General features: G+C 43.7%; 14 protein-coding genes. 9 read left to right on the top strand and 5 right to left on the bottom strand.

Features of this window, described 5'->3' with window-relative positions; translation table 11 throughout:
• Positions 1–13: 13 nt before the first annotated feature.
• On the top strand, positions 14–2314 hold the full coding sequence (gene hypF, locus BLO31_RS11120; protein ID WP_070966068.1) for a carbamoyltransferase HypF: 2301 nt from the start codon (positions 14–16) through the stop codon (positions 2312–2314).
• Positions 2311–2466 carry a hypothetical protein gene (locus BLO31_RS23845; protein WP_175443212.1) on the top strand — a complete coding sequence of 52 codons (156 nt, stop codon included), beginning with the start codon at positions 2311–2313 and terminating at the stop codon, positions 2464–2466. Before hypF ends, BLO31_RS23845 begins: the two co-directional genes overlap by 4 nt.
• 186 nt (positions 2467–2652) lie before the next feature.
• Here the strand turns inward: BLO31_RS23845 and BLO31_RS11115 are convergent, their stop codons facing one another.
• Positions 2653–3249, bottom strand: coding sequence for a DUF1294 domain-containing protein (locus BLO31_RS11115; RefSeq protein ID WP_070966064.1), 597 nt, complete (start codon positions 3247–3249; stop codon positions 2653–2655).
• Between the two features lie 230 nt (positions 3250–3479).
• On the opposite strand from BLO31_RS11115, the gene BLO31_RS11110 reads away from it, so the two are divergent.
• Positions 3480–3800, top strand: a complete 321-nt coding sequence (locus BLO31_RS11110) for a hypothetical protein (RefSeq protein WP_070966061.1) — start codon at positions 3480–3482, stop codon at positions 3798–3800.
• A 117-nt stretch (positions 3801–3917) separates the two neighbouring features.
• Positions 3918–4604 (top strand): helix-turn-helix transcriptional regulator, encoded by a 687-nt coding sequence (locus tag BLO31_RS11105; RefSeq protein ID WP_070966057.1) that lies wholly within the window; start codon positions 3918–3920, stop codon positions 4602–4604.
• Between the two features lie 7 nt (positions 4605–4611).
• Here BLO31_RS11105 and yjjG read toward each other — a convergent pair whose 3' ends face one another.
• Positions 4612–5286, bottom strand: a complete 675-nt coding sequence (yjjG, locus tag BLO31_RS11100; protein WP_070966053.1) for a pyrimidine 5'-nucleotidase — start codon at positions 5284–5286, stop codon at positions 4612–4614.
• A 98-nt stretch (positions 5287–5384) separates the two neighbouring features.
• Between yjjG and BLO31_RS11095 the strand changes: the two genes are divergently transcribed.
• The 3 genes from BLO31_RS11095 (at position 5385) to BLO31_RS11080 (ending at position 8293) form a co-directional block, all read left to right on the top strand.
• Positions 5385–6302 (top strand): LysR family transcriptional regulator, encoded by a 918-nt coding sequence (locus BLO31_RS11095; RefSeq protein WP_070966049.1) that lies wholly within the window; start codon positions 5385–5387, stop codon positions 6300–6302.
• A gap of 373 nt (positions 6303–6675) precedes the next feature.
• The gene (elbB, locus tag BLO31_RS11090; protein ID WP_070966046.1) at positions 6676–7326 is read left to right on the top strand and encodes an isoprenoid biosynthesis glyoxalase ElbB; all 651 of its coding nucleotides are present in this window, start codon (positions 6676–6678) and stop codon (positions 7324–7326) included.
• Positions 7327–7561: 235 nt separating this feature from the next.
• Positions 7562–8293 carry a dienelactone hydrolase family protein gene (locus BLO31_RS11080; RefSeq protein WP_070966041.1) on the top strand — a complete coding sequence of 244 codons (732 nt, stop codon included), beginning with the start codon at positions 7562–7564 and terminating at the stop codon, positions 8291–8293.
• A gap of 11 nt (positions 8294–8304) precedes the next feature.
• Here BLO31_RS11080 and BLO31_RS11075 read toward each other — a convergent pair whose 3' ends face one another.
• On the bottom strand, positions 8305–8973 hold the full coding sequence (locus BLO31_RS11075; protein WP_175443211.1) for a flagellar basal body-associated FliL family protein: 669 nt from the start codon (positions 8971–8973) through the stop codon (positions 8305–8307).
• 51 nt (positions 8974–9024) lie between these two features.
• On the opposite strand from BLO31_RS11075, the gene BLO31_RS11070 reads away from it, so the two are divergent.
• Both BLO31_RS11070 and BLO31_RS11065 read left to right on the top strand, forming a co-directional pair.
• Positions 9025–9591, top strand: a complete 567-nt coding sequence (locus BLO31_RS11070) for a hypothetical protein (RefSeq protein ID WP_070966036.1) — start codon at positions 9025–9027, stop codon at positions 9589–9591.
• A 167-nt stretch (positions 9592–9758) separates the two neighbouring features.
• Entirely contained in the window at positions 9759–12107 is a 2349-nt protein-coding gene (locus BLO31_RS11065) for a bifunctional diguanylate cyclase/phosphodiesterase (protein WP_070966033.1), read from the top strand.
• A gap of 31 nt (positions 12108–12138) precedes the next feature.
• Here BLO31_RS11065 and BLO31_RS11060 read toward each other — a convergent pair whose 3' ends face one another.
• Complete coding sequence (locus tag BLO31_RS11060; protein WP_070966029.1) at positions 12139–12471, bottom strand: 4a-hydroxytetrahydrobiopterin dehydratase; 333 nt, start codon at positions 12469–12471, stop codon at positions 12139–12141.
• The gene (gene phhA / locus BLO31_RS11055; RefSeq protein WP_070966026.1) at positions 12464–13255 is read right to left on the bottom strand and encodes a phenylalanine 4-monooxygenase; all 792 of its coding nucleotides are present in this window, start codon (positions 13253–13255) and stop codon (positions 12464–12466) included. Before phhA ends, BLO31_RS11060 begins: the two co-directional genes overlap by 8 nt.
• Positions 13256–13345: the final 90 nt, after the last annotated feature.

Here is a 13345-nt window from a genome sequence, read left to right as displayed (position 1 = left end):
AAGGTTTGACATCATGACCCAAGGCTTTGAAATACGGATTACCGGCAAAGTTCAAGGGGTAGGTTTCCGACCGTTTATATGGAAACTTGCTCACCAATTTCAGTTGGTAGGTGAAGTGTTCAATGACGGTCATGGGGTTCTTATTCGGATATGTCAGCCAAAAGACAAATCGATTACAGATCGATTTATCCAAAAGGTGGAACAGAAAAAACCAATGCTGGCAGAAATTTTTCACATCCACAAAAGCACCTACTACTGGAAAACTACTCCACCACAAACATTTAATATTGTCTGCTCTCAAACAACACAAGTTAATACCCAGATCGTTCCTGATAGCGCTACCTGTCCGGATTGCATCCATGATTTAATCACTCCAAATAGCCATTACTTCAATTATCCATTTACTAATTGTACCCACTGTGGCCCACGGTTTTCTATCGTCTACGCTTTGCCTTATGACCGCCGCAATACAGTGTTGAAAGATTTTGATTTATGTCCGCAATGCCATTCAAGTTACTGCGACCCTAACGATCGGCGCTACCACGCTCAACCAACTGCGTGTCATCGATGTGGCCCAAATGTGTGGATAACGGATAATAGAGGTCAACCAATCAACGGAAGTTGGTTGAAAATAGTGGTCAACGCTCTTCAACAAGAAAAAATTATTGCACTTCGTTCAGTAGGTGGCTTTCATCTAGTCTGCGATGCGACTAATGCCAATGCAGTCGCCGCACTTAGAAAACGAAAACACCGCCAGCGTAAACCTTTTGCCGTCATGGTAAAAAATGTTGAAACCGCTCAGCAGTTCGCCAGCATAACGCCTCAAGAAAAGCTATTGCTCCAAGGTCCTGCTGCTCCTATCACATTAGTTAAAAAAGAGTCTGGCAGCTTATGTGAAGGTGTCGCTCCACACCTAAATCATATCGGGATCATGTTGCCTTCTAATCCACTCCAACATCTCATTGCACACGCCATAGACACTCCATTGGTCATGACATCTGGAAATTGTACTGGACTCCCCCCAGCTATAAACAATCACGAAGCACTTCATTCACTAAAAAATGTCGCAGACGTGTTCGTTTTACACAACAGAGACATAGCGCAGCGTTGTGATGATTCTGTTGTGAAGGTGGATTTTAGAGGACAACAACAAACAATAAGACGGTCGCGAGGCATGGTGCCAGATGCTCTTGTTCTTCCAGATGACTTTCCAGACGCTGACGGTTTCTTTTCCTATGGTGGAGACCTTAAAAGTAGTGTTGCCTTCGGTAAAGGGAGGCATGTCACCGTAGGCCCCTATTTGGGAGACTTAACAAATATTCAGGCACAAGAGCAGTACGAAAAATGCATAGAGCATTTGACTCAAGTTTATCAGTTGATTCCCACTCACCACGTCGCGGACTGTCACCCAGATTATTTCACCCATCAACTAGCAGAAAACAGAGCCAATAAATCCAATCAAAACCTGTGTTTGGTTCAGCACCACCATGCGCATGTTGCCTCGTGTTTAATTGAGAATGGTTGGAAGAGGAAGTCTGGGCCCGTATTAGCTCTCGCACTCGATGGCCTAGGCTGGGGTTGCAAAGACGAACTTTGGGGAGCTGAAATAATGATCGCCGATTACGACCATTGCCAAACAATAGGAGGAATACCAGCCATAAGTTTGATAGGAGGAGATAAGGCAGCTAAACAGCCATGGCGCTCCTATCTAGGCCACTTATTAGAGTTCGTTCCAGACATTGCAGAGACCGTGTTCACTGTTCAATTTCCAAATATCCCCTATCAATCGCTCATTCGCTCACAGCACCTAAACTGCCATAGGGCACGCTCGGCTGGACGCTTGTTTGATGCAGTTGCAGCATCTTTAGATATTTGCCCACAAAAAATCGAGTATGAGGGTGAAGCAGCTAACCAATTAGAATCACTGGCAGAAAAAGCCTGTCACCTGCCATTGCAACCTATAGAAATACCTATTAAAAGACAAAAACTAGACCTAGTTCCATTCTGGTTAAGTTGGCACATTCTCAACACAAACGTCGAAGAAAAGGCATACCTATTTCATCTTTCGCTGGCGCGAGCTCTCGCTAATCTAGCGAACGAAGCATCTGAGCAGTATCGACTGCCTTATTTAGCTCTAACCGGAGGAGTGTTTCATAACTCCCTATTGAAAAAGCTCATTATTGAACGACTAAACCCTGAGATATCCGTGCTTGAACACCATCAATATTCTTGTGGTGACGGCGGTCTTTCTTTAGGCCAACTCGCTATCGCTCTATCTCAAAGTAAAAACACTTTTAACGAGGAAACGTCATGAAAAAAACTCTGTATCTACTTTCGTTACTGCCAAGTATTGCACTGGCCCACATCAGTGGAGAAGCTCATAGCCACCCAGAAGAGCTAGCAGGTATCATAGCTTTACTTATTACTGTACTAGTTCTTTCATACTGGTGGAAAAGCAAAAAATAACAGCCGAGGCTTAACCTACCCATTTCTAAACTTCACCTTTAAAAGAGCTTTTTGTCATATATAAATTAGCGAGCGCTAAAAGTTTTACTCTTTAGCGCTCGCTACCTAATACGAGCAATGATATGGCTTTGAAGACAATACGCCGATCAGACGGGCTTAAACTTAACTAGAACCGCACACTCTAAGCTAGATTACATAGTTAAGAGAGCCAACCAAATAATTCAACATTTGCTCTCCTGGTTCTGTAATTGTCCACGCGAAAAAGCAAAAGTTAATCACCGCTGTTAGCCAGAAAACCGATTTAAACACCAAGCTGTCGTATTTGTGGTGCATAAAGCTTTGCGCCAATAAACTCCCCGGCCAACCACCCAACAAGCTGAGCAAGTGAAATAAAAAGTCCGGTACTCTATTTTTTCCAAGTCTGACTGCAGACCTATCGAATAGATAGCACATATAGCTAATAGAGCTGAGTAGCAAATAGAACATCCCCACTACAGGTGGATAGTCCAACAGTGCAATACTTGCGCCCATTACGGTGCTGAACCAAATCACCATAGCCAAAGAAAAATTGAAGACCACCGGTCTTTCAATGTTTACCGCCCTTAGACTGCCAGCAGTATCACTGCTTAACTTGAATAAGACGGTTTCTCTCACTGCAGGTTCGCGAGAATACCCTCTAACGTCGTGAATATTAAAAAAGATTTTCGTTTTTTGGTTTTCAACTGCTATGTATCCACAACCTTTTGAGCGATTCCACTCACTTATCGTTCCTAAAATAGCCATTGTTTAAGCCTTTTTTGTCCCTAGCTTCCCTGTCTAACGTCAAAGACGTGCCCTATCCGGTTAAATAATAGGCATCAAATTTAATATTAATAGTGATGCATATCTCAAATTTCACCTACAAGAGAGGAGGCGAATCGATAGTTAATTCTTTCCTCCTGACAGGTTTTGACAATGCACATAGGTAATCTTTAACTCAGCAAATCACAGCCATCAAACAAAAGGAAAATACAATGGAAAATGTACTAGAACTGGTTAGCTTTAAATTAAACAAAGGCGTTACAGAAAATGATTTACTAGAAGCCGCAGAGCAAAGCCAAAAATTTGTCTCGACACTACCGGGCTTTTGTTACCGCTCCCTAAGCCATAATGCAGAAACAAACGAATGGACAGATTCGGTATATTGGAGTTCGATGGAAGAAGCGCTAAACGCTGGCAAACAATTTCCCTCCTCTGCCGATTGTGCGCCACTTATGGCACTTATCGACGCTCCCACGGTAAAGATGCAGCATAGTGTTGTTAAAATGAAGACTTGCGGTAGCCAACAAGACTAAACCACAAAGTCACCACACTGCGCTATCCTGCTCGCTTATGTGCGGTTATAATTTTGGTCGCCCACTCTACCTCGTAGGCGACCATTTTTCTTTAACGATCAAAATATTTAAGATGATATGAGTAAATCTGAAAGACTGTTTGAACTTCTGACATTGTTGCGTTCAAAACGATATGCTGTCACCGCAAATCACTTGGCAGAAGTGATGGAAGTCAGCGAACGCACCATCTATCGGGATATACAGTCTCTAATCAACTCAGGAGTCCCCATTCAAGGAGAGGCGGGCGTTGGATACTTGCTCAAGTCGGGTGCACATTTGCCACCTCTTATGTTCACCGATAAAGAGATGATGGCTTTAGAACTTGGCATGCGAATGGTAAGAGCTTGGTCTGACGAGGAGCTTGCCAACGGCTCTAAAAGTGCTTCAGCAAAGATACTTTCCGTATTACCGGACAAACTAAAGCAGCAGGTGGAAAGTTTTCCCTTGCTTGTCCCCGATTACCACACTCAGTCGGATACGGCCAAACGCGGACAAATGCTTCGCCACGCCACTGACAATAAACTCAAAGTAGAAATTTCCTATACCGCGGAATCTGGTGTTCAAACCAAGCGTTTACTGCAACCACTTGGGCAGATCTTTTGGGGTAAGGTTTGGACCTTAGTCGCTTGGTGTGAACTGCGAGATAGCTACCGAAATTTTAGACTGGATAGAATTGAAAAACTCACCATTCTCGATGAGGGATTCACAACGGAAGAGAACAAATCCCTCAAACACTATATATCTATGTACGCTCCAGACGAATAAGCCATTCTTAAGCGAGAAGAATCCGCTTTAAATCGTGCAAAGAGCTCACATTGTAATGAGGTTCAATACCATCAATTGTTTGACTTCCAGATCGGTTTAACCAACAGGTTTCAATGCCAAATTGCAAACCGCCCAATACATCAGATTTTGGATTATCTCCCACCATTAACACTTTGCTCTTACAAGGGTTGCCCATCTCGTTTAATGCGTGCTGAAAGATGCCGATATCGGGCTTAGCCACACCCACCTCTTCAGAGATGATCACTTGCTCAAAATAATCAGACATACCATTTTTTTGAAGGCGAATTTGCTGTAACTCGGTAAAACCATTAGTGATGATACCTAACTTGGCTTTACCTTGCAGCGACTCTACAAGGTCTAATGCACCAGGGATCGGGGTGCATATATCTGCCATGGCATTGAGGAACTCACTATTGAGCTCAAAGGTACTGGTGTTTAACTTGTTGGCCCACTCCACAAACCTTTGGTGTTTAATTTCCTGTGCCGTGATATCGCCATTTTGATAATCATCCCAGAGAGGTTTGTTTACTTTTTGATACTGCTCGAAATCCTGTTGGTCGAAGGCGACGCCACGGCGTTCAAACATCAATTGCATCCCTCTAAATGCGTCAAAGTGAAAAAGGGTTTCATCTGCATCAAACAGAATCCATTCGTACTTCATGATCGACTCCTCAATATCAAGCAACTTAGTCTATATTGTTTTGCACAAGATGATAATCTAGCGATACGTAAACTCATTGTTAACCACACCTACACAATATGCACTCATTCAATGCCATTCCCGCTTTTATCGCAGTGGTAGAGTCCGGAAGCTACTCACTCGCAGCCAACAAGATTGGAGTCACCAAATCCGCCTTGAGTAAACGCATCAACCAGTTAGAAGACCAGTTGGGCACGCGCTTACTAAATAGAACCACAAGAACGCTTAGTTTGACAGAAGCGGGACAGCGTTATTTCGACTACGTATCTCAAGCCTACAGCCTTGCACAACAAGGTGTAGACGCGGTAAGTGAATTACAAGGATTGCCGCAAGGCAAACTAAAAATCACTTTACCCATGTCATTTGGCATCAACCACATTGCGCCATTTATCGCTGAGTTCTTAAACCAATATCCCAAGATCGAAATAGACCTGCAATTGGAAGACCAAATGGTAGATCTAGTCGCTGGCGGTTATGATCTAGCAATAAGAATTGGCCACCTTCCCGATTCTTCCTTAGTTGCAAAACGCTTAGTAACCTGTCGGAGCGTACTTTGTGCGTCACCGGATTACCTTGCCAACCACTTAGCCCCAATTGTTCCCCTGGATTTAACCCAACACAACTGCTTGCAGTACACCTATTTCAAAGGGGGTAATGAATGGACCTTTGAAAAGTCCAAACGTCAATACAAAGTGCTACCCAAAGGTCGTTTTAGTGTTAATAACAGTGAAGCCATTCGTCAAGCACTGCTCTCTGGTTTAGGCATAGGTCAACTGCCCACTTTTCTTGCCGCACGAGATTTAAAGTCAGGGCATCTTATCCCACTAATGCAAGACTATCAGCTACCCGTACATGCTGCATATGCGGTATTTCCGCAAAGAAAGCACTTACCTTCAAAAGTATCAGTTTTTATCGATTTTATTAGCAGTAAACTTGGAGGTGATATCGCATACTGGGATAAAGAACTCGGGATGTGATACTTAGCTCATGTAATCAAATTCCAAAGCACTTTCCCCTAAACCTATGACGCTCCTCAATATCTTGTCCGTTAATCCAAGTTATAAACAGTGAAAAGCAGTTAAATTCGGGGGAAATTATGAAGCACTTTTTACCATCGAGCGTTATGCTCACACCCTTTTTGGTAAAGCATTACGATAACGAATCAGATGAGGATGCTCAGAACGAAGAGGGTCATGAGGTCACTAGCGAGAAAGATTCCTCACAAAAAGATTAATTTTAAGTAGGCCACTTAAAACAGTGCTATACCCTAATCATGGATAACGTTGACACCTTGCTCGGAAGATTGAGCTTACCGAGCAACCGTCATTAAGCACTTTGGAAGGGAATAGCATGAAAAGAGTAGCCGTCATATTAAGTGGCTGTGGTGTCTTCGATGGAAGCGAAATCCACGAAGCCGTTCTCACCTTACACGCCATTGAGAAAAGTGGAGCAACATGGCATTGCTTCGCACCTGATATCGAGCAATCGCACACCATTAATCACTTAAGCGGTGACGTTGACGAGCATAAGCGCAACGTACTGCAAGAGTCTGCGCGAGTTTGTCGAGGTAACATTCAAGATGTGAGTAAACTCCATAGCGAAGAGTTCGACGCCTTGGTCTTACCGGGAGGCTTTGGCGCAGCGAAAAACCTCACTGATTTTGCGCTAAAAGGTGCAGAGTGTAGTATTAACGCCCACGTTGCCTCTGCCTGTCGAAGTTTTTGCCGAGCTGGAAAGCCCGCAGCCTATATGTGTATAGCACCGATAATCATTCCGATGATCTACCCCAAGGGAACAAAAGGCACTATTGGCAACGACAGTGACACCGCACAAGCCTTTGAAACAATGGGAGGAGCGCATATTTCTTGCCCCGTAGACGACTACGTGTATGACCAAGAGCACAAAGTCTTATCTACCCCTGCATATATGATCGCAGACAACATTTCACAAGCCGCAAGTGGCATTGAAGCCATGATTAAAAAGCTAGTTGAATTGGCGTAGTGAGAGCGTTCTATAAGACCTCAGGAATGGCATTTTACAACGTACTTAAACACGCTTGTGGCTTTACCAACCCAAAACAAGCAACGCATACAGAACTATTAGAAATCTTTTCACAAGCCATGTCGTTGTTTCCATTTCTGAATACGCCTCCCAATAAGGGAGGCTTTTTTAATCTCTATTTTTTATCACTTCGTACTAAAGTTAAGTCTAATACAACCAACGACGGAGACGAAATATGAGAATCACTATTGCACTGTGCTTAACACTGATTTCATTTGTGTCATTTGCCAATCAAAGTTCAGTTTACAATGTAAATGGTAATAACTACGAGGGCCACTGGTCTATGGTCAGTGAAGATGCCCCGTTAATTTTACTGGTTCACGATTGGGACGGTTTAACCGATTACGAGGTGAAACGCTCTGAAATGTTAAACGAGCTGGGATACAACGTGTTTGCTGTTGACCTTTTTGGTCAAGGTGTAAGGCCGACAGAAATTGAAGACAAGCGTCAACACACGGGTGAACTTTACAAAGACAGGGAAAAGCTTCGCAATCTAATGGAATTTAGCCTCGCCAAAGCCGTTTCACTTGGGGGAGACCCTAACAATGTAGTCGTCGTAGGATACTGCTTTGGGGGCGCAGCAGCTCTTGAGTCGGCTCGTTCTGGAATGAAAGCCAAGGGGTTTGTCACCTTCCACGGAGGCCTCAAAACACCTGAAGGGCAAAGCCACCAAAATACTCAAGCCCCGATACTTGTCCTTCACGGCACCGCAGATACAGCCATTACTATGACGGATTTTGCGAATCTAGCAGTTGAACTGGAGGAAAACGGCGTACCTCATGAGATGGTAACGTACAGCGGAGCACCCCACGCGTTTACCGTTTTTGATAGCCCGAGATATCGACAAGATGCAGACGAAAAATCATGGGCTAAATTGGTGAATTTCTTAGAAGCAAATACCCTTTAGTCGGCTCTGTTCTAGCGATAGAAAATTTCACCCGTTTGAACATCTAAATAGATTTTGTTGGCTTGTTTTAAGCCGCCACAGTAAACAAAATAAACATCGCGATCTTTATAGCGAAGCGAACGTACCCAGCCACCTAGCTCCTCAAAATCTTCTGGGGAGCAGGTTTTCTCTTTCAACAACCGGTCCGTGGTTTCGATATAGCGCTCAAAATATTGCTTAAAATCGTCAGACTTTTCGATGTATGCAGAAACCGTTTCTATTCGCTCTTCTTTGGTGATGGTTGGCGCGACTTCTAACAGAGCGTTCATAGGAACCCACTCCGCCACTTCAGGTCCCCCTTCTTCATAAACGTAATAAGGCGAAATCCTTCCCCAGCCGTCGCGCTTCTCTAAAATGTGTAGCTTATCACCGCGATAAACCACACTTTCGATAAATGCATCGTGATTTGGGGTTTCTCTCACCCCTAATTTAGGCGGGCTAACGTAGTAATCTGTTACTTCTGGTTTTGGTGGTGCAACTTCTTCCTCCTCAACTGGAGTCGATTCTTCAACCACCTCTTCTTCCTCTGCATTTGCAGACGCAAGAGCATCTTGTTGAGGCTTATAGTAAAATATGTAATATCCACCGCCAGCACATGCTATGCCTACCATTAGCAGCAGAATCATTATTATCTTTTTCATTATTCCGTTTCTATACTTTTGGAGAACCTACAACACCTTTGACACCATAATATGGCAAAACCGCTTTTATTGTTAACGGCCGTTTGTTTTATTTCTTTACCAGTGGCTGCTCACGCAGAACATTGCGACGAACAACACTGGCAAAACCTAGTTTCTCAGCAGCACTCACTCGACGCTTGGTACAATCAGCACGCTGAAGCATTCAATCGTTTTTTAACCGTTTACAAAGAGCACAAGTTTCTCCATATCGAGTTCACCGACCATGAGCTATCGAGTTTTTGGCTTCCGGGCAAACCTCAGTTGCACAAAAAAATGCAACGTCAGATTGAGCTTTCGGATAGCGTTTTCAAGGAAATTCGCATAGAGATTGATAGATTGAGTCAGCGTTTTCCAAACATAGAACAATTACAAGCTCAGTGGGTGTCGATAAGTCGACACTGCAATCAAGCGGCGCTTAATGTCAATGCCATATCCGCTTCCGAGTACGTCGCATTTAACGAATCCCTGAAGCAAGATATACAGCTTCTGATAGATAAACTTTGGCTGTTACAAAACAAGTACTACAACGAAGTTACCGCCCTCACAACAGCAAAGTTTGATCAATCCCAGCCACAATGACGGAATTTCCCTTGTAAAAACTGGGGTAAAACCAATTATACAAACGCTTACGCAAAGCTTTGCTTATTATTAATATTCCGTACGATTCCTTTAAAAATAATACCTTGCGATTATAGTAAGAATCATTATCATCTGAATTACATTCACTATCACGCGCGCAGATTAACTTGTCTATTCGTACTCCTAACAAATCTTTACTGGCAATCTGGACTACTGGTATTTCCCTTGCCATTAGTGCTGTCATTTCGGTTGGAATTTACGAAACTAACCGGCTTCAAGAGCAAGTCAATCACCACTTTAACAACAAGGTTAACTCTCTAGATCTTGCCTCTGAAGATCTCTACGAAGTAATGAAATCTACCGCTGCCTTTATCAAGAACAGCAATGCGCCAACCGTCACTCAGTTCGAAAGCTACTTGAGAAATAGAACGGGAATAGATACTGGTGTTGACTCCGTTCTCTGGCTTCCAGCAGTATCCGTTGCCGACACTGCTAACACTGAAATCCGAGCCCGGAAAATGGGGTTATTAGGCTACCAAGTTACCCCCTTCCCGAAGCAGGTACCAAATTCTGACGCTTGGTATTCAGACATCATTTTTCCAGTACTCTATGCCTCGCCAAAATTTGAAGGCAGCGATTACTTGGGCAAACGAATGGAAACAGAATTCGAAACCAGAAAGGCAATGGAAGAAGCCGCTTTTTTCAATCGACTCACCGTTTCTACCTTTAATCATGAAGGAATGCCTGGCCTGCGCTTGATTCTGCCGGTTTATAAATCTGAAAGACTATTAGGCTTTGTTATTGCAAACTTAGTCATTCACGAATTTTTAGGCCACGCATGGAAACAGGAAGTCAACTCTCACAGTTTTGATTTAACCGTCTATGATGAAAAGCATCACAACATGTTGTTTGCCTCTCACTTAAATCAAACCTTGAAGACTGAACATTTGTTCCAGCACAAAGCGTCCAGTGAGCATTTAATCGAGCCACAGCTTCTCAAGCAAAAATGGCATGTCTCGTTATCTGTCATCAGTAATTCTTCCGGTTTTTTCATCTACGGTGGTCTGGCGTTCCTTCTTATTATGGCGCTGACCGGTTCGGTTTCGACCGCCGTTCGTTTTTACATGATCAGACTAAGAGTGTCTGACAAGGTTATCGAAGAGAAAACGCAAACCTTAGCTATTCAAGCGATCAAAGACAGTTTGACAGGTCTATTTAATCGACAAGCGTTGAGCAATGAAGTAGAGCTTGAACTCAAGCGCATTCGAGAAAATGAAATAGAAGGGTTCTCGATTTTGTTCGTGGACCTCGATCGCTTCAAAATGATCAACGACTCTATGGGACACTTACTGGGCGACGAACTGTTACAACAAGTTGCTCAACGCCTAGTAAAAAACTCTCGAAATGAAGACATCTGTTTTAGGTTTGGTGGTGACGAGTTTGTTGTATTGCTCAGTGAGCAAACCTGTCAGCATCAACTGGCCCGCATAGCAGAGCGCTATGCCAGCCTGCTCTCTGCGCCCTATCAAGTACAGGGACAAAGCTGCCATATTGGGGCAAGCGTTGGCGTCTCTATTGTTACCGACCACGATCAAGATCTCGCCAGCATTCTGCGAGAAGCAGATACCGCTATGTATCATGCCAAAGGTTCAACTCACGAAAAGGTGGTCTTTTTCCACGAGCGCATGTTTAACAACGCTAAGGAAAGGTTTCAGCTCGAACAAGATTTAACTGTCGCCATCGAACTGCGACAGATATACCTAGTGTACCAGCCAATATACTGCATCCATTCAGATTCTATTGTTGGCTTTGAAACTCTGTTACGTTGGAATCACCCAAAACGCGGGCATATTTCTCCAGCCGAGTTTATCCCGATTGCAGAAGAAACGGGGCTCATCATTAAACTTGGTGATTGGGTGCTAAAAGAGACCTGCAAAACGCTTCAACGCCTGTGGCACAGTGACAAAGTAGACCTGATACCGCGATTTAACGTCAACGTATCTGCTAAGCAGTTTGAATCTCAACACGTGATAAACACAATTGAACACTTACTCAAAGAATGTGATTTTCCTGCAAACAGGCTAGGTATCGAGCTAACGGAATCTATCTTATTAGACGAATTCGCCGTGTGCGCGACAAACCTGCAAAAACTAAAAGATATGGGGCTCGTCATTTACCTCGATGATTTTGGAACGGGATACTCCTCCCTTGCGGTATTAAACGACTATCCCGTTGATATCGTTAAAATGGACAGAGGGTTCGTTAGCAAAATCGACGATGAGAACATTACCTCAAACAACTTGTGTGAAGCCGTGATCAATATGGCACACACCATCAATATGAGTGTCGTCGCCGAAGGTGTAGAGACAGAAAAGCAGCTTGCCCTTTTGGAGAAATTCCGATGTGACTACATTCAAGGGTTCTACAAATCTAAACCAGTCACCGGCTGTAAGCTCCTTCAAACATTAAACCCGCCAGCCTTGCACCTCGTCGATTCTGAAGAGAGAATTGCCTAGGGAGTTAAACAACGCAAGCAAGATGTTTTGGCTAAGGACTCAACTGGTCGCATTTTGCAGCACAGATAAAGTCATTGCGGTGAAGCCCCTTAATCGAGTGGCTCCACCAAGTTACCGTCACGCTTCCCCACTCTAGGACAATACTAGGGTGGTGAAACTCTTCTTCCGCCATTTCGGCTATTTTGTTGGTAAAATCCCAAGCGAGTTTAAAGTTCTTAAATCGAAACTGCTTTTCTAGCTGAGGAACTCCCTCCTTCTCTATGAGCTCCCAGCCCTCTATCTCAGTCATTAACAACTCAATGTCTTTACTGCTAAGCGGTGTCGCTTCTTTGCCACACGCTTCGCAACGCAATTCTTCAAGCATGGTCGATTTCCTTAGGTTTAAATAGAGGTGGTAACAGCCCCTTTTTGTCCGCTAGATGAACATCACTCATCAAGTCTTTTTGACTTAGGAGGTATAGGTCACTGATGCAATCCAAGCAATAATAGACAGGCTGCATGATATCAATACGATAAGGTGTCCGCATCACGGTCAACAGGTCGAACGCTTCTCTGTTTGGCTTGTCGCTGTCTAAAGCGTAGAGTGTTTCTCCGGGTGACGATAAGATTCCTCCGCCATATATTTTTGTTTCACCCGACTCTTTAACCAAGCCAAACTCAACCGTAAACCAATATAGCCTTGCTAAAAAAACTCGTTCTCGCTCAGTTGCACACTTACCTAACTTTCCATAGGTTTCAGTAAATGCAGCAAAATCCGGATGCGTCAGCATCGCACAATGGCCGAATATTTCATGGAAAAAATCCGGTTCTTGCAAGTAATCAAACTCTTCTTTGCTTCTCAAAAAAGTGGCCACTGGAAACTTCTTTTCAGCGAGTAACCCAAAAAATCGATCAAAGTTAATAAGCGCTGGAACAGGCTCTACCTGCCAGCCTGTTTGTTTTAGTAAAACGCCATTGATTTCTGGAAGTTGTGGTACGCGATCCCGTGGAAGCTTTAACATATCAAGACCATCCAAATACGCCCTACACGCTCGTTGATGGACTATGGATAGCTGTCTTGATACTAAGTCGCGCCAAACCTCATTTTCATGGGGCTCCCACGCTATTAAGCCGTTAGAATTCACTGGTTTGGAGACATACTTCGCCATAGCAAACTCCTTAACAATATCGTTACATTAAGCCTATCCCCTCCTTTCTCTGCTGCCAATTTGATCTTGTTACGTCTAACGCCGAGATCT

This window comes from Vibrio sonorensis, from assembly GCF_001854765.1.
Classification (GTDB): Bacteria; Pseudomonadota; Gammaproteobacteria; order Enterobacterales; family Vibrionaceae; genus Vibrio; species Vibrio sonorensis.
The sequence above is the reverse complement of the archived record's forward strand: the minus strand, read 5'-3'. Positions and strand labels throughout refer to the sequence as shown.

What these genes read in the sequence shown, in the direction of transcription:
- BLO31_RS11080 (WP_070966041.1), top strand. Translation starts at nt 7,562, where the DNA reads ATGAGAATCACTATTGCACTGTGCTTAACACTGATTTCATTTGTGTCA.
- BLO31_RS11115 (WP_070966064.1), bottom strand. Translation starts at nt 3,249, where the DNA reads ATGGCTATTTTAGGAACGATAAGTGAGTGGAATCGCTCAAAAGGTTGT.
- hypF (WP_070966068.1), top strand. Translation starts at nt 14, where the DNA reads ATGACCCAAGGCTTTGAAATACGGATTACCGGCAAAGTTCAAGGGGTA.
- elbB (WP_070966046.1), top strand. Translation starts at nt 6,676, where the DNA reads ATGAAAAGAGTAGCCGTCATATTAAGTGGCTGTGGTGTCTTCGATGGA.
- yjjG (WP_070966053.1), bottom strand. Translation starts at nt 5,286, where the DNA reads ATGAAGTACGAATGGATTCTGTTTGATGCAGATGAAACCCTTTTTCAC.
- BLO31_RS11095 (WP_070966049.1), top strand. Translation starts at nt 5,385, where the DNA reads ATGCACTCATTCAATGCCATTCCCGCTTTTATCGCAGTGGTAGAGTCC.
- BLO31_RS11110 (WP_070966061.1), top strand. Translation starts at nt 3,480, where the DNA reads ATGGAAAATGTACTAGAACTGGTTAGCTTTAAATTAAACAAAGGCGTT.
- BLO31_RS11075 (WP_175443211.1), bottom strand. Translation starts at nt 8,973, where the DNA reads ATGAAAAAGATAATAATGATTCTGCTGCTAATGGTAGGCATAGCATGT.
- BLO31_RS23845 (WP_175443212.1), top strand. Translation starts at nt 2,311, where the DNA reads ATGAAAAAAACTCTGTATCTACTTTCGTTACTGCCAAGTATTGCACTG.
- BLO31_RS11105 (WP_070966057.1), top strand. Translation starts at nt 3,918, where the DNA reads ATGAGTAAATCTGAAAGACTGTTTGAACTTCTGACATTGTTGCGTTCA.
- BLO31_RS11070 (WP_070966036.1), top strand. Translation starts at nt 9,025, where the DNA reads ATGGCAAAACCGCTTTTATTGTTAACGGCCGTTTGTTTTATTTCTTTA.
- phhA (WP_070966026.1), bottom strand. Translation starts at nt 13,255, where the DNA reads ATGGCGAAGTATGTCTCCAAACCAGTGAATTCTAACGGCTTAATAGCG.
- BLO31_RS11060 (WP_070966029.1), bottom strand. Translation starts at nt 12,471, where the DNA reads ATGCTTGAAGAATTGCGTTGCGAAGCGTGTGGCAAAGAAGCGACACCG.